General features: G+C 55.0%; 20 protein-coding genes. 14 read left to right on the forward strand and 6 right to left on the reverse strand.

Features of this window, described 5'->3' with window-relative positions:
• Positions 1-118 precede the first annotated feature (118 nt).
• Positions 119-1,267 carry an acetylornithine deacetylase gene (gene argE, locus VH86_RS17115; protein WP_045815696.1) on the forward strand — a complete coding sequence of 383 codons (1,149 nt, stop codon included), beginning with the start codon at positions 119-121 and terminating at the stop codon, positions 1,265-1,267.
• Positions 1,268-1,513: 246 nt separating this feature from the next.
• Positions 1,514-4,165 carry a phosphoenolpyruvate carboxylase gene (gene ppc / locus VH86_RS17120; RefSeq protein WP_045833619.1) on the forward strand — a complete coding sequence of 884 codons (2,652 nt, stop codon included), beginning with the start codon at positions 1,514-1,516 and terminating at the stop codon, positions 4,163-4,165.
• 266 nt (positions 4,166-4,431) lie between these two features.
• On the opposite strand, the gene metF is transcribed toward ppc, so the two are convergent.
• The 3 genes from metF to metB all read right to left on the reverse strand — a co-directional run bounded on the left by metF (position 4,432) and on the right by metB (position 9,140).
• Complete coding sequence (metF, locus tag VH86_RS17125; RefSeq protein WP_038644102.1) at positions 4,432-5,328, reverse strand: methylenetetrahydrofolate reductase; 897 nt, start codon at positions 5,326-5,328, stop codon at positions 4,432-4,434.
• A 216-nt stretch (positions 5,329-5,544) separates the two neighbouring features.
• Entirely contained in the window at positions 5,545-7,977 is a 2,433-nt protein-coding gene (locus VH86_RS17130) for a bifunctional aspartate kinase/homoserine dehydrogenase II (RefSeq protein ID WP_045833620.1), read from the reverse strand.
• A gap of 2 nt (positions 7,978-7,979) precedes the next feature.
• Positions 7,980-9,140: a cystathionine gamma-synthase gene (gene metB, locus VH86_RS17135; RefSeq protein ID WP_045815698.1), complete on the reverse strand. Its 1,161-nt coding sequence runs from the start codon at positions 9,138-9,140 to the stop codon at positions 7,980-7,982.
• Positions 9,141-9,417: 277 nt separating this feature from the next.
• Here metB and metJ point away from each other — a divergent pair, with 277 nt between their 5' ends.
• A complete protein-coding gene (gene metJ / locus VH86_RS17140; protein ID WP_034823729.1) occupies positions 9,418-9,735 on the forward strand; it encodes a met regulon transcriptional regulator MetJ in 318 nt (105 codons plus the stop codon).
• 76 nt (positions 9,736-9,811) lie between these two features.
• Here the strand turns inward: metJ and rpmE are convergent, their stop codons facing one another.
• Positions 9,812-10,027, reverse strand: a complete 216-nt coding sequence (gene rpmE, locus VH86_RS17145) for a 50S ribosomal protein L31 (protein ID WP_021506837.1) — start codon at positions 10,025-10,027, stop codon at positions 9,812-9,814.
• Positions 10,028-10,363: 336 nt separating this feature from the next.
• On the opposite strand from rpmE, the gene priA reads away from it, so the two are divergent.
• The 6 genes from priA (at position 10,364) to rraA (ending at position 17,529) form a co-directional block, all read left to right on the forward strand.
• Positions 10,364-12,562 carry a primosomal protein N' gene (priA, locus tag VH86_RS17150; RefSeq protein WP_045833621.1) on the forward strand — a complete coding sequence of 733 codons (2,199 nt, stop codon included), beginning with the start codon at positions 10,364-10,366 and terminating at the stop codon, positions 12,560-12,562.
• A 167-nt stretch (positions 12,563-12,729) separates the two neighbouring features.
• Positions 12,730-13,767: a DNA-binding transcriptional regulator CytR gene (gene cytR, locus VH86_RS17155; RefSeq protein WP_038644093.1), complete on the forward strand. Its 1,038-nt coding sequence runs from the start codon at positions 12,730-12,732 to the stop codon at positions 13,765-13,767.
• 171 nt (positions 13,768-13,938) lie between these two features.
• Entirely contained in the window at positions 13,939-14,829 is an 891-nt protein-coding gene (ftsN, locus tag VH86_RS17160) for a cell division protein FtsN (protein WP_045833622.1), read from the forward strand.
• Positions 14,830-15,009: 180 nt separating this feature from the next.
• Entirely contained in the window at positions 15,010-15,546 is a 537-nt protein-coding gene (gene hslV, locus VH86_RS17165) for an ATP-dependent protease subunit HslV (RefSeq protein ID WP_071845580.1), read from the forward strand.
• 5 nt (positions 15,547-15,551) lie between these two features.
• A complete protein-coding gene (gene hslU / locus VH86_RS17170; protein WP_045833623.1) occupies positions 15,552-16,889 on the forward strand; it encodes an HslU--HslV peptidase ATPase subunit in 1,338 nt (445 codons plus the stop codon).
• 154 nt (positions 16,890-17,043) lie between these two features.
• Positions 17,044-17,529 carry a ribonuclease E activity regulator RraA gene (gene rraA / locus VH86_RS17175; protein WP_034823742.1) on the forward strand — a complete coding sequence of 162 codons (486 nt, stop codon included), beginning with the start codon at positions 17,044-17,046 and terminating at the stop codon, positions 17,527-17,529.
• A gap of 53 nt (positions 17,530-17,582) precedes the next feature.
• Here rraA and zapB read toward each other — a convergent pair whose 3' ends face one another.
• Entirely contained in the window at positions 17,583-17,822 is a 240-nt protein-coding gene (zapB, locus tag VH86_RS17180; protein WP_034823745.1) for a cell division protein ZapB, read from the reverse strand.
• Between the two features lie 421 nt (positions 17,823-18,243).
• Here zapB and VH86_RS17185 point away from each other — a divergent pair, with 421 nt between their 5' ends.
• From VH86_RS17185 to glpX, 3 genes are all read left to right on the forward strand, one after another.
• Positions 18,244-19,092 carry an MIP/aquaporin family protein gene (locus VH86_RS17185; protein ID WP_034823747.1) on the forward strand — a complete coding sequence of 283 codons (849 nt, stop codon included), beginning with the start codon at positions 18,244-18,246 and terminating at the stop codon, positions 19,090-19,092.
• Positions 19,093-19,121: 29 nt separating this feature from the next.
• The gene (gene glpK / locus VH86_RS17190) at positions 19,122-20,633 is read left to right on the forward strand and encodes a glycerol kinase GlpK (RefSeq protein WP_045833624.1); all 1,512 of its coding nucleotides are present in this window, start codon (positions 19,122-19,124) and stop codon (positions 20,631-20,633) included.
• A gap of 96 nt (positions 20,634-20,729) precedes the next feature.
• Complete coding sequence (gene glpX / locus VH86_RS17195) at positions 20,730-21,740, forward strand: class II fructose-bisphosphatase (RefSeq protein ID WP_045833625.1); 1,011 nt, start codon at positions 20,730-20,732, stop codon at positions 21,738-21,740.
• On the opposite strand, the gene emrD is transcribed toward glpX, so the two are convergent.
• Complete coding sequence (emrD, locus tag VH86_RS17200) at positions 21,730-22,926, reverse strand: multidrug efflux MFS transporter EmrD (RefSeq protein ID WP_045833626.1); 1,197 nt, start codon at positions 22,924-22,926, stop codon at positions 21,730-21,732. The two genes, glpX and emrD, sit on opposite strands and share 11 nt — an antisense overlap.
• A 290-nt stretch (positions 22,927-23,216) precedes the next feature.
• On the opposite strand from emrD, the gene fpr reads away from it, so the two are divergent.
• Together fpr and VH86_RS17210 are read left to right on the forward strand one after the other, a co-directional pair.
• Positions 23,217-23,963, forward strand: coding sequence for a ferredoxin--NADP(+) reductase (gene fpr / locus VH86_RS17205; protein ID WP_045833627.1), 747 nt, complete (start codon positions 23,217-23,219; stop codon positions 23,961-23,963).
• Positions 23,964-24,069: 106 nt separating this feature from the next.
• Positions 24,070-24,660, forward strand: coding sequence for a YiiQ family protein (locus VH86_RS17210; RefSeq protein ID WP_045833628.1), 591 nt, complete (start codon positions 24,070-24,072; stop codon positions 24,658-24,660).
• Positions 24,661-24,779: the final 119 nt, after the last annotated feature.

The following is a 24,779-nucleotide window of genomic DNA, read 5'->3' on the forward strand; positions in this document are numbered from 1 at the left end:
GTTGCCCACGATGCCGTTTGCAGATGATTTTACTCTTCACTTGCAAGCGACGTTATTGTATTTTTATTCACTATTAATGCATGAATATTGATACATCCTAACCCAAGGACCGTCAACAGTGAAGACAAAATTACCACCTTTTATCGAACTCTACCGCCAGCTGATTGCCACACCATCGATCAGCGCCACCGACAGCGCGCTGGATCAGAGCAATGAAACTTTAATCAATTTGCTGGCGGGCTGGTTCCGCGATTTAGGCTTCAGTGTTGAAGTCCAGCCAGTCCCGGGGACGCGTCATAAATTCAACATGCTGGCACGCAGCGGCTTGGGTGCGGGTGGCCTGCTGCTGGCCGGTCATACGGACACCGTTCCGTATGATGATGGCCGCTGGACGCGCGATCCTTTCACCCTAACCGAGCACGACAACAAGCTGTACGGTTTGGGTACCGCAGATATGAAAGGTTTCTTTGCTTTTATTCTGGATGCCCTGCGTGACGTTGACGTGACCAAACTGAGCAAGCCACTGTACATCCTCGCCACCGCCGATGAAGAAACCACCATGGCCGGTGCAAAGTACTTTTCCGAATCCACTCAGCTGCGTCCGGATTGCGCCATCATTGGTGAGCCGACCTCACTGAAGCCCGTGCGCGCGCACAAAGGCCATCTGTCAAACGTGATTCGTATTCAGGGTCAGTCAGGCCACTCCAGCGATCCTTCACGCGGTGTGAACGCCATTGAGCTGATGCACGAATCCATTACCCAGCTGATGCAACTGCGCAATACCCTGAAAAATCGCTATAACCACGATGGATTTGCGATTCCTTATCCGACCATGAACTTTGGTCACATTCACGGTGGCGATGCTGCAAACCGTATCTGCGCCTGCTGCGAACTGCACATGGATATTCGCCCGCTGCCGGGCTTAACTCTGAGCGATTTGGATGGTTTGCTTAATGAAGCATTGGCGCCAGTGAGCGAACGCTGGCCGGGGCGTTTGACGGTAGGTGAACTGCATCCGCCGATTCCTGGCTACGAATGCCCCGCCGATCATGAGCTGGTAAAAGTGGTGGAGAAACTGCTGGGTGTGCCGACTGAAGTGGTGAACTATTGCACCGAAGCGCCATTTATCCAGCAATTGTGTCCAACGCTGGTTTTAGGCCCGGGATCGATCAATCAGGCCCACCAGCCAGATGAATTTATCGATACCGCATTTATTAAGCCAACTCATGCGCTTATCACGCAGGTTGTTCAGCATTTTTGTCACTGATTAACAATAGATGGGGCAATTCACTGTTAAAACAGTAAATTGCCCGGTCATTGTTCGGGATTTGATAATAAGAATAACTTATCTCGCTTCCCCTCAAGTTAATTCTATGAATTTCCGGTAGTTAGCAGCGAATTATCGTCAATTTAAGTCAATTGACGAACAGGAAGAACCGTGGCTAGATAAAAGACGATGTTATGCCCGTTGGGTGTAAGGGTACTTTCAAGACGATAAGGGTGTCAGGGTCAAATGAACGAACAATATTCCGCAATGCGAAGTAATGTCAGTATGCTCGGCAAACTGCTCGGGGATACGATAAAGGATGCACTGGGAGAGAACATCCTCGATAGGGTGGAAACTATCCGCAAACTCTCTAAGTCCTCCCGCGCAGGCAATGACACCGATCGTAAGGAACTGCTGAACACGCTGCAAAATCTCTCTAACGACGAGCTGCTACCCGTCGCGCGTGCGTTTAGCCAGTTCCTCAACCTGACCAACGTGGCAGAGCAGTATCAGACCATTTCCCGCAGCGGCGATGGCGCGAACAATCCTGAAATCCTGAAGAAGACCTTTGAGCGTCTGAAGCAGCAAAACGACATCAGCGAAAGTTCGATTCGCCAGGCGATTGAAGAACTGTCACTGGAGCTGGTACTGACCGCTCACCCAACGGAGATCACCCGCCGTACGCTGATCCACATGCTGGGTGAAGTGAATAGCTGCCTGCAGCAACTCGACCACAGCGATCTCTCCGATTACGAGCGCACGCAAGTCATGCGTCGCCTGCGTCAATTGGTCGCACAAGCCTGGCATACTGATGAAATCCGTAAGTACCGCCCAACCCCGATTGATGAAGCCAAATGGGGCTTTGCCGTGGTCGAAAATAGCCTGTGGCAAGGCGTACCGGCATTCCTGCGCGAGCTGAACGAGCAAGTTGAAGAGACCTTTGGTATTAAGTTGCCCGTCGATTTCGTGCCGATTAAATTCACCTCGTGGATGGGCGGCGATCGCGACGGTAACCCGAACGTCACCGCGCCTATCACACGCCATGCGATGCAGCTGAGCCGCTGGAAAGCCGCTGATCTGTTCCTGCGCGACGTGGGCGTGCTGATTTCTGAACTGTCGATGTCCGAATGCAGCGATGAAGTGCGTGAGCTGTGCGGCGATCCAGAAGCGCTGGAACCGTACCGCATGATTCTGAAGCGCATCCGTGGCCAGCTGATGACTACGCAAGCTTATTTAGGCCGTCGTTTGAAAGGCGAGCGCCTGCCGCGCCCTGCCGATCTACTGGTATCAAACGATCAACTGTGGCAACCGCTGTTCGCCATCTATCAATCTCTGCAACAGTGCGGCATGGGCATCATCGCGAATGGCCAGTTGCTGGATACGCTGCGTCGCGTGAAGTGCTTTGGCGTGCCGCTGGTGCGTATTGATATCCGTCAGGAGAGCACCCGCCACACCGAAGCGATTGCGGAAGTGACGCGCTATCTGGGGCTGGGTGACTACGAAAGCTGGTCAGAAGCTGATAAGCAGGCATTCCTGATCCGTGAACTGAACTCCAAACGTCCGCTGCTACCGCATCAATGGGAGCCGGGCGACAACACGCGCGAAGTGCTGGATACCTGTAAAGTGGTGGCAGAAGCGCCACAAGGCTCTATCGCCTCTTACGTGATTTCGATGGCGAAAACGCCGTCGGACGTGCTGGCGGTGCATTTGCTGCTGAAAGAAGCCGGCATTCCTTACGCGATGCCAGTAGCGCCACTGTTCGAAACCCTCGACGATTTGAACAACGCCAATGACGTGATGACGCAACTGCTGAATATCGATTGGTATCGTGGCTTCATCAACGGCAAACAGATGGTGATGATTGGTTATTCCGACTCGGCGAAAGATGCCGGCGTGATGGCCGCCAGTTGGGCACAGTACGAAGCACAGGATGCGCTGATCAAGACCTGTGAGAAAGCTGGCATCACCCTGACGCTGTTTCATGGACGTGGCGGTTCAATCGGTCGTGGCGGCGCACCTGCGCACGCAGCACTGCTGTCGCAACCGCCGGGCAGCCTCAAAGGCGGCCTGCGCGTGACCGAACAGGGCGAGATGATTCGCTTCAAATATGGTTTGCCAGAAGTCACTATCGCTAGCCTGTCGCTGTATACCGGTGCGATTTTGGAAGCCAACCTGATGCCACCGCCAGAGCCTAAGCGCGAGTGGAAAGAGATCATGAACGGTTTGTCAGCCCATTCCTGCGCCATGTATCGCGGCTATGTGCGTGAAAACCCGGACTTCGTACCGTACTTCCGCTCGGCCACGCCAGAGCAAGAGCTGGGTAAACTGCCACTCGGTTCACGTCCGGCGAAGCGTCGTCCTACCGGCGGCGTGGAATCACTGCGTGCGATTCCGTGGATCTTCGCCTGGACGCAGAACCGTTTGATGCTGCCAGCCTGGCTCGGTGCTGGTGCGGCACTGCAAAAGGCGATGGATGAAGGCCATCAGGATCAGCTGGAAGCGATGTGTAGCCAGTGGCCGTTCTTCGCCACCCGTCTTGGCATGCTGGAGATGGTGTTCTCGAAAGCCGATCTGTGGCTGGCGGAATACTACGATCAGCGTCTGGTGGATAAATCACTGTGGCCTCTGGGTCTGCAGTTGCGCGATCAGCTGGCTGCGGATATTAAAGCCGTGCTGACCATCGCCAACGATGCGCACCTGATGGCTGACCAGCCGTGGATCGCCGAATCTATCGCGCTGCGTAACGTTTACACCGATCCGCTCAACGTATTGCAGGCTGAACTGCTGCATCGTGCACGTGCGCAGGAAGAACGTGGTGATGAGCCAGATGCGCGTGTTGAACAAGCGCTGATGGTGACGATTGCCGGTGTGGCAGCGGGTATGCGTAATACCGGCTAGTTGCGGTATGCGCTAATCATGAAGGGGGCCAATCTGGCCCTTTTTTTTGGGCGGTGCGCGTCGCGGGAAGAGGCGGCAATTACGTAAAGTCGCTGTCTCGTCCCTGATCGCTCGGCGTGCGCCATCCATGGCGCCCAACGCTTTACTCCATTTGCCGCCTCTTCCCGCTGGGTAACATGGTGCAAATAAAAAAGAGGGCGCATTGGCCCCTTCATAATTCAATTAAAGAGGGCGCATTGGCCCCTTCATAATTCAATTTAAGAAAATCAGGCCGTTAAGGTTGGACGCACACCCAGCGTATGACAGATAGCGTAGCTTAGCTCTGCGCGGTTCAGCGTGTAGAAGTGGAAATCCTTCACCCCTTCACGCGACAGAATTTTCACCATGTCCATGGCGATGTTAGCGCCGACCATTTTGCGCGTTTCTGGATCGTCATCCAATCCGGCAAACATCGCGTTCATCCAGCCCGGCACGCGCACGTTGGTCATGGTGGCGAAACGCTGTAACTGCTTAAAGTTCGATACTGGCAAAATGCCCGGCACGATTTCGACATCAATGCCTGCCGCGACACAGCGATCGCGGAAGCGCAGATAGCTTTCGACATCAAAGAAGAACTGCGTAATAGCGCGGTTGGCACCAGCATCAACCTTACGCTTCAGGTTGATCAAATCCGCTTGCGCACTTTTCGCTTCAGGATGCACTTCCGGGTAAGCGGCTACAGAGATATCAAAATCGCCCACTTCTTTAAGCAATTCGACCAAATCAGCGCCGTACATCTCAGGCTTGCCGCCGCCCGGCGGTAAATCACCGCGCAGCGCCACAATGTGACGGATACCGTTATCCCAGTAATCACGCGCGATGGTGCGCAGCTCATCACGCGTGGCATCGATGCAGGTCAAGTGCGGAGCCGCTTCCAGGCCGGTGCGCTCTTTAATGCCTTTGATGATGCTGTGCGTACGGTCGCGCTCGCCAGAGTTCGCACCGTAGGTTACGGAGAGGAATTTCGGTTTCAGGATGCTCAGTCGATCAATCGAACTCCACAAGGTTTCTTCCATTTCACTGGTACGAGGCGGGAAAAATTCAAAAGAGACGTTAATTTGCCCGTTCAGCTCAGCCAGGCTTTGGTTCAACGCTTCGCGCTGATTGGCGTGAAAGAAACTCATCCAGATTACCTCGTCGTCACATATCGATTAACTTGCGGCCTGCGAACATCTATACGTTTAGACGTCCAGATGCACAAAATGAACCATTAGCGCGTTAGCGTCAACTTAAAATTAATGTACAGGCGTGACAAATATTCAATCAAGTTGAAAGAGTTTCATGTTCGCGGAGAGAGTGAAAAGCGCAGACGGCGGGCACCGTCTGCGTTGCAAGGCAGGTTACAGTAGCTGTGCGAGGCGATTGATATCCGATTGTAACGCACCGGCTGTCACATCACGGCCGGCGCCTGGCCCGCGGATCACCAGTGGATTGTCACGATACCAGCGGCTTTCGATAGCAAACACGTTATCGCACGGCAGCAGTGAAGCCAGCGGATGTTCCGGACGCACCGCTTCCACCCCCACACGGGCCTTACCGTTGGCATCGAAACGTGCCACATAGCGCAGCACCAGGCCCATCTCCTGCGCCGCTTCAAAGCGTTGCAGCATTTGGTCATTCAACTCGTCGGCATTCTCGAAAAAGTGGTCAATCGATTCTTCTTCGCAATCCGACGGCACCAGCGATTCAACACGTACCTGATCCGGCTCGATGTCATAACCGGCTTCACGCGCCAGGATTACCAGCTTGCGCATCACATCCTGCCCCGACAGATCCACGCGCGGATCGGGTTCGGTGAGACCTTGCTGCCAGGCCTGATCCACCAGCTCACTGAACGGCACGGTGCCATCAAATTGCAGGAACAGCCAGGACAGCGTGCCGGAGAAAATACCACTGATGGCCAGAATGCTGTCGCCGCTTTCGCGCAGATCGCGCACCGTATGGTTCACCGGCAATCCTGCGCCTACCGTGGCGTTATACAGCCAGTGACGACCGGTTTTGGCGAACGCATCACGAATCTGCCGCCAACTCTGGCTGCTGGATGCGCCTGCGACTTTGTTCGCGCTAATGACATGGAAACCGTGGCTGGCAAAATCAAGATACTGCTGTGCCAACGGTGCGCTGGCGGTGACGTCCAGAACCACTAAATCATCGAACGGATGGGCACGCATCCACAGGAACAGCGACTCTTCATCACGTTCTTCGGCTTCGTCATCAAAAAAGGCGAGCGCACGGCTGGCTTCCAGACCTTCGTAGCTCAGCAAACTACGACTGCTATCCGCCACGCCTGCCAGCACATACTCAAAGCCGGTACGCGCCGATAAGCCTTCCTGCTCGCGGGCAAACAACTCCAGCCAGCGTGAGCCAATATTGCCTTTGCCAAACAGCATCAGACCGATGCGTTTTTCCGCGCGGAACAATGACTGGTGCAACCCCTGAATCAGGTGCTGTGTCGGTCTCACGCGCAATACGGCGACAATACTGATGTGATCTTCTGACTGCCAGACAAACTCAACCGGCTGGTCTTTGATTTGCTGCCAGAAACGATGGCTGTGCAGCGGGTTACGCGTCACGCCTGCGCCGACCAACGCCACCAACGCTAAGCCATCGCGCAGTTGCAGATGACCCGGCAGCGCAGCGTCCTGCAACAAATTGAATGCGCTGTTCACCACTTCGGAGGTATAGCAAAGTTGCAGTAGACGGCGGTCAGGATGAACGCCCATTGCTAACGGACGCAGTTGCGCACGCTTCAGCAGCAGATCGATCTCTTTCTGCTGCGTTTTGAAATCGTGGTTTTCTGAGATGTGAATCTCGACCAGGCACACATCGTCGTGGCTGGTGACAATACGCGCGCCGGTACCGGAAGCCAGTACGCGCTCAATGCGCGTTGAGCCCTGCTCAGGTTGATAGCTGCAACGCAACTGCAGATCGATATCGCTATTCGACACGGGCTGCAGCGTACGGGTATGCAATACCGGTGCGGCCAGACGCGCCAGCTCGCTGGCCTCATCCAAACGCAGTAACGGCAGCAAACAGGCGTCGGACACTTTACGCGGATCGGCGCTATAGACACCGGCCACATCGCTCCAGATGGTGACCCGGTTTACGCCTGCCAGCGCACCGATCTGGGTGGCTGAGTAGTCCGAACCATTGCGCCCCAGCAATACCGTTTCACCGGCATCGCTACGGCTGATAAAGCCGGTTACCACCAAACGCTTATGAGGATGCTGAGCCAGCAGCGCCTGTAGCAATGGCCAGGACTTGCCTTCATCCACCTGTGGCTGCGCAGCACGTTCGGCACGCAGGAAGTCACGCGCGTCCAGCCATGCAGACTCGATATCACGCTGGCTCAGCACCGCCGCCATCAGGCGTGCCGACCAGATTTCACCGTGCCCCACCACTTCGGCATACACCGCATCGGTGATAGCGCCGTCAAGCAGGGCCGCCAGACGTTCCAAATCGCGAATAAAGGCAGCAGTCAGCGTTTCAGCAAATTCAGCAGGCAACAGCGCAGCGATCAGTTCGCTGTGAAAACGGCGTAAAGCTTGTTGCACCTGATGGGCAGATAAGCGATCGCTCTGGCTCAGTTTAAGCCAGCTAATCAGCTGGTTGGTGGTGCTGCCTGCGGCAGAGACCACCATTAAATCGCCTGGCTGGCTGTAATCCGCCATGATGCTGGCGACACGCTGATAACAACGTGCATCCGCCAGGCTACTGCCACCAAATTTATGCAACTGCTTGTTCGGCGTTCCCGCGCCTGCTGAACTTGTCATGCTTACTCCTCGGCTGCGATCCGGAATGCATTATCCAGATCGGCGATTAAATCTTCGTGATCTTCAATTCCGACAGAAATACGCAGCAGCGTTTCTGAAATACCCGCTGCCGCGCGCGCTTCCGCAGACATGCCGGCATGCGTCATGGTCGCGGTGTGCGAAATCAGGCTCTCCACGCCACCCAGCGATTCCGCCAGCGTGAACAACTGCAGCGCTTTCAGGAAGCGGCGCAGACGTGCTTCATCAGCGTCGAGTTCAAAGCTGAGCATTGCACCAAAGCCACGTTGTTGACGCACCGCGTACTCATGTCCGGCATTTTCCGGCAGAGACGGATGATACAGTTTTTTCACCAGCGGTTGTTGCTTCAGGTAATCAACAATCGCCAGCGCATTACGCTGTGCTGCTGCCATACGCGGCGCCAGCGTGCGCAGACCGCGCAGTAGCAGGTAGCTATCAAACGCTGCGCCGGTTACACCAATATTATTCGCCCACCAGGCAAGATCCGTGGCCATCGCCGGATCTTTAGAAATCACCGCTCCGGCCACCACATCCGAGTGACCATTCAGGTATTTGGTACAAGAGTGGATAACCAGATCGGCTCCCAGTGCCAGCGGATTTTGCAATGCCGGACTCAGGAAGGTGTTATCCACTACGCTGATCGCACCCGCTGCACGCGCCGCCTGGCAAATGCCTGCGATATCTACCACGCGCAGCAGCGGATTGCTTGGGCTCTCCACCAACACGAGTTTGGGTTTCTCGGCCAGCGCGGCTGCCAGAGCGGCTTTGTCACCCTGATCGACAAATTTCACGCGATAAGCACCGCGTTTGCTCAGGCTGTCGAACAGGCGATAGCTGCCACCGTAGCAGTCATGTGGGGCAACCAGCAGATCGCCCGGCTTCAGGAACACGGTGGTCACCAGATGAATCGCTGACATCCCGGTATTGGTTAATACCGCGCCCGCACCGCCTTCCAGTTCTGCCAGCGCGCGCTGTACCACATCACGCGTGGGGTTACCGCGACGTGAGTAGTCATGTGCACGCGGTTCATTAAAGTCGAGGAAGTTGTAGGTACTGGAGAGGTGAATCGGTGGGACAACGCAGCCATATTGCTCGTCATCATTCAAACCGCTGCGTACTGCGATGGTTGCCTGTTTACGCGTCATGGTGCTTACTGTTCCTGAAGTGTAATAAGAAGTGGCAACAGGATAACATTCAGCGCATAGACGTCAATACATCTGGACATCTAAATGTCTTTGCGTATAGATTGAGCAAATCATCAATACCCGCTAAAATTACGCGTCATCGCCTGGTGTTCAGCGCGCTTTCCTGTGAAAAGCGATGCGTAAGCATAAAACCGGCAGTTTAAGCGGTCAGGCATCGAAAAATCGGGCATAATCAACGGATTTCCCCATATTCAACTTTTATTGATTAAGGTAACCCATGGCTGAATGGAACGGCGAATATATCAGCCCTTACGCTGAACACGGCAAGAAGAGCGAGCAGGTTAAGAAGATTACAGTTTCTATCCCGCTGAAAGTGCTGAAAATTTTAACGGATGAACGCACGCGCCGTCAGGTGAACAACCTGCGTCATGCCACCAATAGCGAATTGCTGTGCGAAGCCTTTTTGCATGCTTTCACCGGGCAACCGCTGCCAAATGATGTCGATTTGCGCAAAGAACGCAGCGATGAGATTCCGGAAGAAGCTAAGCAGATTATGCGTGAGATGGGCATCGATCCCGACACCTGGGAATACTGAGTCCAGAAACAAAAAAACCCAGCCAAGGCTGGGTTTTTTCTTGCTGCCGAATCCGAAGATTCGATGGCAAATAATCTTATTTCTTGCTGCCTGGGATGCTGAAACGCTTGTTGAAGCGATCAACACGACCACCAGAATCAACAACACGCTGCTTACCAGTGTAGAACGGGTGGCATTTGCCGCACACGTCCAGGTTCAGGGTACCAGTCATGGTTGAACGGGTGTTGATCACGTTGCCGCAAGAGCAGGTGATGGTCACAGCTTCGTATTTCGGGTGAATACCTTGTTTCATGGGAGAACCTCATAAAAGGCCGTGTCGCTCTCCGTGCCAGGCGAACCTGCACAGCACCACACGCGGTTGAACAATTAAGTGTATCTTTGACAAGCCATCTCATCAAAGGCGGCATAGTATACAGAAATTGACCGCACCAGGCAAATAGCAGCCGTTTATTCTCTGAGTCACTCGAGCCATTGGGAGGCGGTAAACGCCCTCATCCCAGTCAATCTGATGGAAAGAGCGAGCGCAGCCAATGTGGCTATGCGGTGTGGGCTGTGGCGTGAAGTATGACGAGGGTTGCATCAGCGTGTACACTACTTCTCCTTATTACAGAACCGGATAGAGATCGACATGCCCGTTGTTCAGGTTGCCCTGCCCGTTCCGCTGCCTCGCCTGTTTGACTACCTTCTGCCCGCCGATGCGCCGCAGCCGGTGGTGGGCGCCCGCGTCAGCGTGCCGTTTGGCAATCGTAAAATGATCGGCATTGTGGTGGCTGTAAAGGAAACCAGCGATCTGCCTTTGAATCAGCTCAAACCGCTGGAAAGCATGCTGGACGATCAGAGCCTGTTCTCTCCAGCGCTGTGGCGCATCCTTAACTGGGCCGCCAGCTATTACCATTCGCCGCTCGGCGAGGTGCTCAACCATGCTCTACCCGTGCTGCTGCGCCAGGGCAAACCGGCTCAGGAAGCGCCACTCTGGCAATGGGTGGTCAACGATGCCGGACGTGAAGTGGCCATGGAGAGCCTCAAGCGTGCGCCGAAGCAGCAGCAAGCTTTGGCGGCACTGCGCCAGCAGCCCCTCTATCGCCATCAGGTCAGCGAACAGGACCTGACTGACGCGGCACTGCAATCACTGCGAGCAAAAGGTCTGTGTGATCTGCGCGAACATGCGCCGCAGATGCACGACTGGCGCAGCACCTTTGCCGTGAAAGGCGATCGCCTGCGTCTTAATACCGATCAGGCGATGGCCGTCGGTGCGATGCGCAGTGAAGATGACCATTATGCAGCGTGGTTGCTGGCGGGGATAACCGGTTCGGGCAAGACCGAAGTCTATCTCAGCGTGTTAGAGAATGTGCTGGCGCGCGGCAAACAGGCGCTGGTACTGGTGCCTGAAATCGGTCTGACCCCGCAAACCATTGCCCGCTTCCGTGAACGCTTCGATGCGCCGATTGATGTGCTGCACTCGGCACTCAATGACAGCGAACGTCTTGCGGTGTGGCTGAGAGCGCGCCGTGGCGAAACCGCGATTATCATCGGCACGCGTTCCGCGCTGTTCACACCGCTGGCGCGTCCGGGGGTAATCATTATTGATGAAGAACACGACAGTTCGTACAAGCAGCAGGAAGGCTGGCGCTATCAGGCGCGCGATTTGGCGGTGTTTCGCGCCCACGAAGAAGATATTCCCATTGTCATGGGTTCAGCGACGCCTGCGCTGGAAACTCTGCATAATGTGCGCGTTGGCAAGTATCGACAGCTCAATCTCACCAAACGCGCGGGTAACGCCAAACCGGCGCTTCAGCAACTTATCGACCTTAAAGGCCAGCAGCTTAAAGGCGGACTTGCGCCCGCATTGCTGGGTAAAATGCGCCAGCACCTGCAGGCCGATAATCAGGTGTTGCTGTTCCTGAACCGTCGCGGATTCTCGCCAGCATTAATGTGCCACGACTGCGGCTGGCTGGCCGAGTGTCAGCGTTGCGACAGCTATTACACGCTGCATCAACATCATCGCCAGCTGCGCTGCCACCACTGCGACAGCCAGCGCCCGCTGCCCAATCAATGTCCGGGGTGCGGTTCCACACACCTGATGCCGGTCGGCGTCGGTACAGAGCAGCTTGAACAGCAGCTCAGCACACTCTTTCCCGGCGTACCGGTGTCGCGCATTGATCGCGATACCACCAGCCGCAAAGGTGCACTGGAGCAGCATCTGGCGGATGTGCATCGCGGCGGCGCCCGCATTCTGGTTGGCACACAGATGCTGGCAAAAGGGCACCATTTCCCCGACGTGACGCTGGTTTCCCTGCTGGATGTCGATGGCGCCTTATTCTCCGCCGATTTCCGCGCCGCCGAACGCTTTGCTCAACTCTATACCCAGGTGGCCGGGCGCGCCGGGCGCGCCGGTAAACAGGGTGAAGTACTGCTGCAGACGCACCATCCCGAGCATCCGCTGTTGCAGACGCTGCTGCATCGTGGCTATTTCGCCTTTGCCGAGGAAACCTTGCTGGAGCGCCAATCGGTGCAGCTGCCGCCGTGGACCAGCCACGCGCTGTTCCGCGCGGAGGACATGGACAATGCGCAGGCCGCTGAATTCCTCACGCAGCTGCGCAATTTACTCGAAGCCAGCCCGCTGAAAGATGAGGCCATGTGGTTGATGGGGCCGGTTCCGGCACTGGCACCGAAACGCAGTGGACGCTGGCGCTGGCAACTGTTGCTACAGCATCCTTCGCGTAAACGCCTGCAACAGCTGCTGAGCAGTTCGCTACCGCTGATCTCCACCCTGCCCGCCGCGCGCAAAACCAAATGGACACTGGATATCGATCCCACCGAGAGTTAGGCCGCATAACATCTGCGAGCCAGATCGAAAAAAGTCGCACAAGTCACAATTTTTATGCAAATTAAGTAACAACCTCACCCGGCGTTGGGTTATCAATAGTGCCCATCCCGGCTGAAGCCCGGCAATGTCTGAAAATCAATGCGCTGTACCGCGTCAGGAGTTATACGTTGGACCAGAAGCAACCTTCATCTGCTGCCACCATGAAAGATGTGGCCGAGAAAGCCGGCGTGTCTACCGCCACGGTTTCTCGCGCGCTGATGAACCCGGAAAAAGTCTCGGCTGCCACCCGGCAGAAAGTAGAACAAGCGGTGATTGATGTCGGCTATGCGCCACATGGGCTGGCGCGCAATGCCAAACGCGGCGAAACGCAAACCATATTGGTGATAGTGCCGGACATCTGCGATCCGTTCTTTAGTGAAATCATCCGAGGCGTCGAAGTCACGGCGGCGCAGGAGGGCTATCTGGTGCTGATTGGCGACTGCGCACATCAGGATCAGCAGGAAAAAACCTTCCTCAACCTGATGTTGACGCGCCAAATCGACGGCATGGTGCTACTGGGTTCACAGCTGCCGTTCGATGCAGGAATTGAAGATCAGCGTAACCTGCCGCCGATGGTGATGGGCAACGAATTCGCCCCGGAAATGGCTCTGCCTACCGTGCACATTGATAACCTGACGGCGGCATTTGAAGCCGTCAATCATCTGCTGCAACTCGGTCATCGCCAGATTGCCTGCATTACCGGGCCGGAACATATCCCGCTCAGCCAGTATCGTTTACAAGGCTACATCCAGGCTCTGCGCCGCAGCAGTATCGCTATCGATCCCACGATGATTGTGCACGGTGATTTCACCTTCGAAGCCGGTGCCAGTGCGTTGAAACAGCTGATGAGCTTACCGCAACCGCCGAAAGCCATTTTCTGCCACAGCGACTTGATGGCATTGGGTGCGATGAATCAGGCACGAAAGCTGGGCATGCGCATTCCACAGGATCTTTCCGTAGTGGGATTTGACGATATCGAACTGGCGCAGTATTACGATCCCCCACTCACCACCGTGGCACAGCCGCGATTTGCCATTGGCCGCGAGGCGATGCTGCTGTTGCTGGATGAACTGCAGGGCAAACGCGTCAACAACGGCTCACGTTTACTCGACGCGGAATTACGCGTGCGCGGAAGCACCGCACCCGCCACAAAACGGGAAAAATAGTCTAGGCTTCAGTGCATTTTCAGCGGATTCTGAAGGCAGACTCTGCTGGTCAAAGTTCCAGCCCTTGAGTAACATGACGCATTCGTTGCCGGGCAATTAACAGAACATTTACACCCGTCTTAATTTAGGGTTTCGCCCATTGGCATTTTTTTGAAGGGTATCAGAACGAAAGTGGCACAGAGAGATTATGTAGGCCGCGGGCGTTCAACAGGGACGCGTCGCAAAAAACCCGCTGCAGGCCGCAGTAAGAAAAGCAAAGGCGGCTCCGGCACGTCAAAGTTGATGATCGTACTGGCCGTGGCCGTACTGGTCACCTTTGCCGGTGGTTTATGGTTCATCTCTCATCATAAAAAAGAAGAGACTGAGGTCATTCCGAATCATAAAGCCAACGGCAACGGCCTTCCGCCTAAGCCAGAAGAGCGCTGGAAATACATCAAAGAGCTGGAAAATCGCCAAATCACCGTGCCTACGCCGACGGAACCGTCTGCTGGTGGTGGTGTGCAATCACAGACCCAGCTGACGGATGAGCAGCGCCAATTGCTGGAACAGATGCAGGCTGATATGCGCCAACAACCGACGCAGCTCAACGAAGTGCCGTGGAACGAACAAACTCCGGCACAGCGTCAGCAAACTCTGCAACGCCAACAGCAGGTGCAGCAACAACAGCAACAGATGCAGCGCCAGCAGCAACAGTTACAGCAGCAACAACGCCAACAGCAGTTGCAGCAACAGCAAGCGACGCGTCAACAACAACAGCCAGCGCCGATAACGCGTGAACCGGTGCAACAACCGAAACCGCAGGAAACGGCAAAAGCGAAACCGGAAGAGAAAGCCGCTTCGCAGCGCTGGATGGTGCAGTGTGGCTCGTTCAAAGGCACTGACCAGGCAGAGTCTGTTCGTGCTGGCCTGGCCTTTGAAGGTTTCGAGAGCCGCATCACTACCGGTGGTGGCTGGAATCGCGTGGTTATCGGTCCATTTAAAGATCGCAGCAGTGCTGACAGCACCATCAAACGCTTACATAGCTCCGGACACAGCAGCTGCATTCCTCTCGCTTTACCCTAAGCGATAAGTGCTCACCCCTCAGAACTTACATCTGTAAGTCACAGGGGTGAGCGCACCTGCCCTTTCAAGTAAGACAAATCTCGGGGGTTGAAACCCTTCAAACCTACCCCATATCTGGTTGCATGATACTTCGTGCTCTGTGCGCGAAGTTCCTTATCCACTGCAACAAGGGGTCTGCCCGTGACAACAATAGTAAGTGTACGACGCAACGGCCGAGTCGTGATTGGCGGTGATGGCCAGGCTACGCTCGGCAATACCGTGATGAAAGGCAACGTGAAGAAAGTGCGTCGTCTCTACAATGACAAAGTGATCGCCGGTTTTGCTGGCGGCACCGCAGATGCCTTCACCCTGTTTGAACTGTTCGAGCGCAAGCTGGAAATGCACCAGGGCCATCTGGTGAAAGCAGCGGTCGAACTGGCAAAAGACTGGCGTACCGATCGCATGCTGCGCCGCCTTGAAGCGCTGCTGGCGGTGGCTGATGAAAACTCCTCACTGATCATCAGCGGTAATGGTGACGTGATTCAGCCTGAAAATGACCTGATTGCCATCGGTTCGGGTGGTCCTTACGCCCAGGCAGCGGCACGCGCCCTGCTGGAGAACACCGACATTGGTGCGCACGATATCGTTGAGAAGGCGCTGAACATCGCTGGCGATATCTGCATTTACACCAACCACAACATTAACTTCGAAGAATTACCGTCTAAGGCTAAGGACTAAACATCATGTCTGAGATGACTCCCCGCGAGATTGTTAGCGAGCTTAACCGCTTTATCATCGGCCAGGACGGCGCAAAGAAGGCCGTGGCGATTGCACTGCGTAACCGCTGGCGCCGCATGCAGCTCAACGAAGAGCTGCGCCATGAAGTGACGCCAAAAAATATTCTGATGATTGGCCCGACCGGTGTCGGTAAAACTGAAATTGCACGCCGTCTGGCAAAACTCGCCAACGCGCCTTTCATCAAAGTCGAAGCCACGAAATTCACCGAAGTGGGTTACGTGGGTAAAGAAGTCGACTCGATTATTCGCGATTTGACCGACTCCGCCATCAAAATGGTGCGCAGTCAGGCGATCGAGAAAAACAAGTACCGCGCCGAAGAGATGGCAGAAGAGCGCATTCTTGATGTCCTGATCCCACCGGCGAAAAATAACTGGGGTCAGGCCGAGCACACTGCTGAACCTTCTGCAGCCCGCCAGTCATTCCGCAAGAAGCTGCGTGAAGGCCAGCTGGACGACAAAGAGATTGAGATCGATCTGGCCGCATCAGCAGCCGGTGTTGAAATCATGGCGCCTCCGGGCATGGAAGAGATGACCAGCCAGCTGCAGTCGATGTTCCAGAACCTCGGTGGACAGAAGCAGAAAGCGCGCAAGCTGAAGATCAAAGAAGCCATGAAACTGCTGATTGAAGAAGAAGCGGCAAAATTGGTGAATCCGGAAGAGCTGAAGCAAGACGCTATCGAAGCCGTTGAGCAGCACGGTATCGTGTTCATCGATGAAATCGACAAAATCTGTAAGCGCGGCGGCCAGAATGCCGGCGGCCCGGATGTATCACGCGAAGGTGTGCAACGTGACCTGCTGCCACTGGTGGAAGGCTGCACCGTGTCCACCAAGCACGGCATGGTGAAAACTGATCACATTCTGTTTATCGCGTCAGGCGCTTTCCAGGTTGCCAGTCCGTCAGATCTGATTCCAGAACTGCAGGGCCGTTTGCCGATCCGTGTGGAGCTGCAGGCGCTGACCGTGAATGACTTTGAACGTATCCTGACGGAGCCAAACGCGTCTGTGACCGTACAGTACAAAGCGCTGATGGGCACAGAGGGCGTGAATGTTGATTTCACGGAAGACGGTATCCGTCGTATTGCCGAAGCGGCATGGCAGGTGAACGAAACCACCGAGAACATCGGCGCGCGTCGTCTGCACACCGTGCTGGAACGTCTGATGGAAGACATTTCCTATGACGCCAGCGATCGCAACGGCGAATCCATCACTATCGATGCCGATTACGTTGGCAAACACCTGGACGAATTGGTGGCCGACGAAGATCTCAGCCGCTTTATTCTGTAAAGGTTCCATCGTTATCCGCTGCCCGGCCACTGTGCCGGGCATTTTTTTTACGCAGGATATTGATGCAGCGCTTTTTTTAGCGGGTGATGATTTTGCCAACAATCGTCAGATAGCGATATACTTACCGCTCCTGTGGCAAACAGACGATACCCTCATGAAATACGATACTTCCGAACTCTGTGACATCTACCATGAAGAAGTGAACGTGGTTGAACCGCTCTTTTCCAATTTTGGCGGACGCACCTCATTCGGTGGGCAAATCACCACAGTGAAATGTTTCGAAGACAACGGCCTGCTTTACGATCTGCTGGAAGAGAATGGCCGGGGTCGTGTGTTAGTGATTGATGGCGGCGGCTCAGTACGTCGTGCGTTGGTTGATGCGCAACTGGCACGGCTGGCGGCGCAAAACGAGTGGGAAGGCCTGGTGATTTACGGCTCAGTGCGTCAGGTTGACGATCTGGAAGAGCTGGAAATTGGTATTCAGGCGATTGCCGCGATTCCGGTTGGTGCGGCGGGCGAAGGGATTGGCGAAAGCGACGTACGCGTTAACTTTGGCGGCGTGACCTTCTTCTCCGGCGACCATCTTTATGCCGATAACACCGGCATCATTCTGTCGGAAGACGCTCTCGATATCGAGTAAGCCACAACAAAAACGGGTGCCGCAGCACCCGTCATGGGTTTAAGCATAGACGCTTAAACCTCTTCCATTTTTCCCAACAGTGCACGCAGGCGCTCCTGCCATACATGCTGTTCTTCTTTCAGATGCTGATTTTCACGCACCAGTGCATCCTGGTTGCCGGAAGCCTGGCTGGCTTCGTTGCGCAGCGTATTATTCTGATCTTTCAGCTCTTCAATTTCCATCTGCAGCAGGGTGATGGTATCAATCGCCTGCTGTACTTTCGCTTCCAGTTTCTCGAACACTTCAAATGACATCTTTATGACCTCTCCTAAATCTCTTGCAAGGCGTTGATGGTGCTGGGACTGCCTTGTTATGGTGCGTCCAGCCACGATGTCCCGATTGTATGTAGCCACACCCCGCAAGTCCAGCGACACAAGGCCTGCACGGGCAGTCTGTAACACTTTTCAGTTAATGCTTAAAAAAACGCTCACGATCGCGCATTTTTGCGCGCGGTCACGATATTGGACTGAGGTAAAGCAGGGTTAATGGGCCTTAAAGAAAGGTAAAAGACGCGAAAACGCGCATTTTTATGACGGAGTACACATATTTTGATTTCGCTATTTCTCGTTTATGCTCGTTAACGATAAATTCACATCAGCCCTACATAAGAGCTGGGTGACTCATGGATTGAGAACAAAAACTGATAAAATTTAACCTCGCTTCAGGAATGCCATTATGAGTCAGACAACGAACACACTAAAAGGTCAATGCATCGCCGAGTTTCTCGGTACCGGTTTGATCATCTTTTTTGGTGCAGGCTGTGTTGCTGCATTAAAACTGGCTGGTGCCGCATTCGGTCAGTGGGAAATCTGTATTATCTGGGGTCTTGCTGTCTCCATGGCCGTGTATCTCAGTGCGGGCGTATCCGGCGCGCATTTAAATCCAGCGGTAACGGTCGCGCTGTGCCTGTTTGCTAACTTTGAAGGGCGCAAAGTGCTGCCTTACATCCTGGCGCAGGTTGCCGGTGCCTTCTGTGCGGCGGCGCTGGTTTATGGTCTCTACTACAATTTGTTCTTTGATTATGAAGCCAGCCATCAAATGGTGCGTGGCAGCGTGCAGAGCCTCGATCTGGCCGGTATCTTCTCAACCTACCCTAATCCACACATCAGTGTCGGTCAGGCGTTCCTGGTTGAGATGGTGATCACGGCGGTTCTGATGGCGGTGATCATGGCGCTGACCGATGACGGCAACGGTGTACCACGCGGTCCACTGGCTCCGCTGTTAATTGGTCTGTTGGTTGCCGTGATTGGTGGTTCAATGGGCCCGCTCACCGGATTCGCACTTAACCCGGCGCGTGACTTCGGTCCTAAACTGTTCGCCTTCATCGCAGGATGGGGTGATGTGGCCTTTACCGGCGGCAAAGATATTCCTTACTTCCTGGTTCCGATTTTTGGCCCACTGGTGGGTGCTTGCCTCGGAGCCTTCGGTTACCGTTCACTGATTGGCCGTAACCTGCCGGTCAATGTGGCGGAAGCCAGCAAAACAGAAAAACCGGTCGCACGCGCTGAGCAGCGTAAAGCGTAAGTTTCATCGTTAATCATCAGGAAAATAAAATGACTACGACTGATAAAAAATACATTCTCGCGCTCGATCAGGGCACGACCAGCTCGCGTGCCGTGGTACTTGATCATGACGCGAACATCGTCGCCGTCTCGCAGCGCGAATTTACCCAAATCTACCCGAAAGCGGGATGGGTAGAACACGACCCAATGGATATTTGGGCGTCACAAAGCTCCACGCTGGTCGAAGTGCTGGCCCATGCCGACATCCGTTCTGATGAGATTGCCGCGATTGGTATCACCAACCAGCGTGAAACCGCCATCGTGTGGGATAAAGAGACCGGTAAGCCGATCTATAACGCCATCGTCTGGCAGGATCCACGTACAGCGGACTACTGTAACAAGCTGAAGAAAGAGGGTCTGGAAGAGTACATCCAGCACACCACTGGTCTGGTGATTAACCCTTACTTCTCAGGCACCAAAGTGAAGTGGATCCTCGACAACGTTGAAGGTGCGCGCGAGCGTGCAAAACGTGGCGAGCTGCTGTTCGGTACCGTTGATACCTGGCTGGTGTGGAAAATGACCCAGGGGCGTGTGCACATCACCGACCACACCAACGCCTCTCGTACCATGATGTACAACATCCACAAGCTGGAGTGGGATCAGCGTATGCTGGAGATCCTCGATATTCCGCGCGAAATGCTGCCGGAAGTGAAAGGCTCTTCTGAAATCTACGGCCAGACCAACATTGGTGGTAAAGGCGGTACGCGTATTCCAATCGCGGGTATCGCGGGTGACCAACAGGCAGCCCTGTACGGCCAACTGTGCGTACAACCGGGTATGGCGAAAAACACCTACGGTACCGGCTGCTTCATGTTGATGAACACCGGCACCGAAGCGGTGACTTCAACGCACGGCCTGCTGACCACCATTGCTTGCGGCCCGCGTGGCGAAGTGAACTACGCACTGGAAGGTGCGGTGTTCATCGGCGGTGCGTCCATTCAGTGGCTGCGTGATGAGATGAAGCTGATCAGCGATTCAACTGACTCTGAATACTTCGCGCTGAAAGTGAAGGACACCAACGGCGTCTACATGGTGCCTGCGTTTACCGGTCTGGGTGCGCCATACTGGGATCCGTATGCCCGTGGCGCCATCTTCGGCCTGACCCGTGGTGCCAACGCGAATCACATCATTCGCGCAACGCTGGAATCGATTGCTTATCAGACACGTGACGTTCTGGAAGCGATGCAGAATGATGCGGGCACCCGTCTGCAATCTCTGCGCGTGGACGGCGGTGCGGTCGCCAACAACTTCCTGATGCAGTTCCAGTCAGACATTCTCGGTACGCGCGTTGAGCGTCCTGAAGTGCGTGAAGTGACCGCGTTGGGTGCAGCTTACCTTGCTGGCCTGGCGGTGGGCTTCTGGAGTGATCTGGAAGAAGTACGTGCGAAAGCGGTCGTTGAGCGTGAGTTCCGCCCAAGCATCGAAACCACCGAACGCAACGTGCGCTATGCAGGCTGGAAGAAAGCCGTGGCGCGTGCGCAAGCGTGGGAAGACGCTGAGTAATACCTCTGACCCGCGGCACCCTGCCGCGGGTTTTTCTCCCCGCCCTGCTATCCCCTCCGTGTTACACTGCCTGCCTGTTTTTTATCAGGTGCAACCATGAAACGAGAACTCGCGATTGAATTTTCCCGTGTGACCGAAGCCGCTGCATTAGCGGGCTATCACTGGTTAGGACGCGGCGATAAAAATGCGGCCGACGGTGCAGCCGTCCACGCTATGCGCATTATGCTCAATACCATTGATATCGACGGTCAGATTGTAATTGGCGAAGGCGAGATCGACGAAGCGCCGATGCTCTATATCGGTGAAAAAGTCGGTACCGGCCGTGGGGATGCGGTGGATATCGCTGTCGATCCTATCGAAGGCACACGCATGACGGCGATGGGCCAGGCCAACGCACTGGCAGTATTAGCCGTGGGCGATAAAGGCAGCTTCCTGCACGCACCTGATATGTACATGGAAAAACTGATTGTCGGGCCCGGCGCGCGCGGGGCAATCGATCTCAACCTGCCGCTCGACGCCAATCTGAAGAACATCGCCATCGCTCTGGATAAACCCCTCAGTCAGCTGACCGTGTCGATTCTGGCCAAGCCGCGCCATGACGCGGTGATCGCGCAGCTCCAGCAGCTCGGCGTGCGTGTGTTTGCCTTCCCGGATGGTGATGTTGCGGCCTCGATTTTGACCTGTATGCCTGACAGCGAAGTGGATGTACTTTACGGTATCGGCGGTGCGCCAGAAGGTGTGGTGTCAGCGGCAGTGATCCGTGCAATGGATGGCGACATGCAGGCGCGCCTATTGGCACGTCACCACGTCAAAGGCGACAGTGAAGAGAACCGTCGTTTGGGCGAGCAGGAGCTGCAACGCTGTGCTGAAATGGGCATTAAAGCCGGAGAAGTGCTGAAGCTGGAAGAGATGGCGCGTAACGATAATGTGATTTTTGCCGCCACCGGTATCACCACCGGTGACCTGCTGAAAGGCATTACACGTAAAGGCAACATCGCTACCAGCGAAACCCTGCTGGTGCGCGGTAAATCACGCACCATCCGCCGCATCCAGTCGATCCACTATCTGGATCGCAAAGACGCGGCGCTGCATCAGTTTATCCTGTAATCGCCTGTTTGCCGCTTTCCGGATGACGTGAGAGCGGCCACCAGCAAAGCAGCATCACCAGCGATGTGACAAACATCAGCATCCCGAGGCTCGACTGATCGTGCTGCGGCAGCAGCGCCGACAGCCAGGCAATCACGCCAGAGCCAAGATTCTGTATGCCACCAATCAGCGCGCCCGCACTCCCTGCTAACCATGCATACGGCTCCATCGCACCGGATGTCGCCAATGGGAACAGCATCCCGGCACCAAAGAAGAACAGTGCGGCAGGCACCAGCAGTGTCCAGATATTCATGATGCCGAACCATGCCGGCATCCACATCAGCAGACCCGCCAGCAAGCAACTGTTTACGCCATACCACATCAGCGTATGCCAGGATTTCTGCTCGCGTCCGGCAAACCACGCACCGAAAAAAGCGGCCGGGATGGGCAGAATAAACAAGATGCTGACGGTGATACCATCCAGACCGAGCACGCCTCCCATCAACACGCCACAGCTAGCCTCAAATACCGCAATGCCTGCCAGCGCGCCGACCAACAACATCAGATAGCGGATAAAATTCCCGTCGCTAAGCAAGGTGGCATAACGACGCAGAAACGGTGTGGCAGGGGTATCCACCGGGCGCGTTTCGGGTAGCCAGCGCGCCATGGAAGCGGTGACACCGACACACAGCAACAGCAGGAACGCAAAACAAGCGTGCCAGCCAAACAGATGCGTCAGCAGCGCACCAATGACCGGAGCCAGCAGCGGGCTCACCAGAATACCCATATTCAGCAGGCTATTGGCCTGGCGCAGTGCGATACCGGAATAGAGATCGCGCGGCATGGTGCGAGCCATCACCCCCGCGACGCCAGTACCCAAACCCTGCACCGCACTGCCCAGCACCAAAATCTGCAGTGATGGCGCAAACATGGCGATCAATGCTCCCACGGCAAAGATCGTCATACCGATAAGGATCACCGGACGACGGCCAAAGCTGTCTGACAGCGGACCGTAGATCAGTTGCGATCCACCATAGATCATCAGATATGCGGCCATGACCTGCTGCATGCTGCCACTGCGCACGTTCAGGGCTTCAGCCATGTTCGCCATCGCCGGCACATAGATGGTTTGCGCCATCTGTCCGACCGCCACCAGCACGATCAGCATGAATAACAGGAAGCGGTTTTGTGTTTTATTCATCAACATGGAACAAAATGTCTGCCTGAGAAACAAAATAAAAGCAGCACTAAAAAAGGCTGCTGGCGATTAATGGCGGCAAAAATATCAGGATTGCGTGATAAATCGAGAGGTGAGCGCAAAGCGACGGGCGCCGTGGTGTCAAGATTACGTACCGGGTCGTAACCCGACCGCTACAGTTGATGTGGAGTGCGCATCATTTGTCGCTGAGAGCCCTTTGCTCTCCGCCGGGCTGGAAATCTGCGACAGGGCTGACGATGATAGTGACACGCCTGAATAATCAATAATAAGGAGCGATCATGGCAGAGTGGATCAATGCGGAAGTACAAGAAGTAAAAAACTGGACCGATGCACTGTTCAGCCTGCGCGTTACCGCGCCAATTGATACCTTTACCGCCGGGCAGTTTGCCAAGCTGGCGCTGGAAATTGATGGTGAACGTGTGCAACGCGCCTACTCGTATGTGAATGCGCCGCACGATCCCTTACTGGAATTCTATCTGGTCACAGTGCCTGAGGGTAAACTCAGTCCACGTTTGCAGGCATTGCAACCTGGCGATCAAGTGATGGTGACCAAAGAAGCCGCCGGTTTCTTTGTACTCGATGAAATTCCCGATTGCAGCACACTATGGATGCTGGCGACCGGTACAGCAATCGGCCCCTATTTATCGATTCTGCAGCAAGGCGAAGATCTGGAACGGTTTGACAACATTGTGCTGGTGCATGCGGCACGTTTCGCCGATGACCTGAGCTTCTTGCCGTTGATGCAACTGCTGCAACAGCGTTATCCGGGCAAATTACACATTCAGACGGTGGTGAGTCGAGAAGAGATCGCCGGTTCACTGCACGGTCGTGTGCCGCAGCTGATAGAGAGCGGTGAACTAGAACGTGCGGTAGGTTTGCCGATGACCGCTGACACCAGCCACGTGATGCTGTGTGGCAACCCGCAAATGGTGCGCGACACCCAGCAATTGCTGAAAGATACGCGTGAGATGCGCAAACATTTCAAACGCAAACCCGGCCATATGACCAGCGAGCATTACTGGTAATACGTGCGGTGTGAAGATTGTCAGACTTTTCCCAGTGTGGGTTTTGACTTTGGTCGGTAAAAACCGTTCTAATCGTGGGCTAAGTGAATGATTTAGGGCCGAAGCAATGAAGAATCTGCCAGTCGCGTTGCTGCTAAGCGTCGCGCTGACATTTCCCGCCTGGGCGGAGGATGCGACACCGCAGGATCGAAGCGATCACCTGCCTGCCGCCCCTTATCTATTGGCAGGTGCCCCCACCTTCGATATGACCATCGCGCAGTTTCGCGAGAAGTACAACGCAACGAATCCAGATCTGCCGTTGCAGGAATATCGTGCGATTGATAATCGAGACGATAAAAGCAACCTGACACGCGCCGCCAGCAAGATCAATGAAACACTCTATGCTTCTACTGCGCTGGAACAGGGCACCGGAAAAATCAAAACGCTGCAAATTACCTGGCTACCGGTTCCCGGCCCGGATATGAAAACCGCGCAGGCACGTGCGATGGATTACATGACGGCATTATTGCGATTTTTTGTCCCTGGCTTATCGCTTGCAGATGGACGGAAAAAGCTTGATGCACTGCTCAGCGCAGGCAAAGGCGCGCGCTATTTTGCCAGTACTGAGGGTGCATTGCGTTTTGTGGTCGCGGATAACGGTGACAAGGGATTAACCTTCGCGGTTGAGCCGATAAAACTCGCGCTCGCGACCCCTTGATCACCGCGGCAAAAATGACGAAAAGCAAAGCCAGCGACACGTTTGATCTCTATACTGTCTGGCAGACATCGCTGCCCGATGGCAGCGCTATTTCATGAATCGCGTTATGCGGAGGAAAG

Origin of the sequence: Pantoea sp. BL1, assembly GCF_000963985.1 — a bacterium.
Taxonomy (GTDB): Bacteria; Pseudomonadota; Gammaproteobacteria; order Enterobacterales; family Enterobacteriaceae; genus Pantoea; species Pantoea rwandensis_B.

Coding starts and splice junctions, on each gene's coding strand:
- zapB (WP_034823745.1), bottom strand. CDS start 17,822: ATGTCATTTGAAGTGTTCGAGAAACTGGAAGCGAAAGTACAGCAGGCG.
- VH86_RS17185 (WP_034823747.1), top strand. CDS start 18,244: ATGAGTCAGACAACGAACACACTAAAAGGTCAATGCATCGCCGAGTTT.
- rraA (WP_034823742.1), top strand. CDS start 17,044: ATGAAATACGATACTTCCGAACTCTGTGACATCTACCATGAAGAAGTG.
- VH86_RS17130 (WP_045833620.1), bottom strand. CDS start 7,977: ATGACAAGTTCAGCAGGCGCGGGAACGCCGAACAAGCAGTTGCATAAA.
- hslU (WP_045833623.1), top strand. CDS start 15,552: ATGTCTGAGATGACTCCCCGCGAGATTGTTAGCGAGCTTAACCGCTTT.
- rpmE (WP_021506837.1), bottom strand. CDS start 10,027: ATGAAACAAGGTATTCACCCGAAATACGAAGCTGTGACCATCACCTGC.
- glpK (WP_045833624.1), top strand. CDS start 19,122: ATGACTACGACTGATAAAAAATACATTCTCGCGCTCGATCAGGGCACG.
- glpX (WP_045833625.1), top strand. CDS start 20,730: ATGAAACGAGAACTCGCGATTGAATTTTCCCGTGTGACCGAAGCCGCT.
- metF (WP_038644102.1), bottom strand. CDS start 5,328: ATGAGTTTCTTTCACGCCAATCAGCGCGAAGCGTTGAACCAAAGCCTG.
- metJ (WP_034823729.1), top strand. CDS start 9,418: ATGGCTGAATGGAACGGCGAATATATCAGCCCTTACGCTGAACACGGC.
- priA (WP_045833621.1), top strand. CDS start 10,364: ATGCCCGTTGTTCAGGTTGCCCTGCCCGTTCCGCTGCCTCGCCTGTTT.
- metB (WP_045815698.1), bottom strand. CDS start 9,140: ATGACGCGTAAACAGGCAACCATCGCAGTACGCAGCGGTTTGAATGAT.
- fpr (WP_045833627.1), top strand. CDS start 23,217: ATGGCAGAGTGGATCAATGCGGAAGTACAAGAAGTAAAAAACTGGACC.
- emrD (WP_045833626.1), bottom strand. CDS start 22,926: ATGTTGATGAATAAAACACAAAACCGCTTCCTGTTATTCATGCTGATC.
- ppc (WP_045833619.1), top strand. CDS start 1,514: ATGAACGAACAATATTCCGCAATGCGAAGTAATGTCAGTATGCTCGGC.
- VH86_RS17210 (WP_045833628.1), top strand. CDS start 24,070: ATGAAGAATCTGCCAGTCGCGTTGCTGCTAAGCGTCGCGCTGACATTT.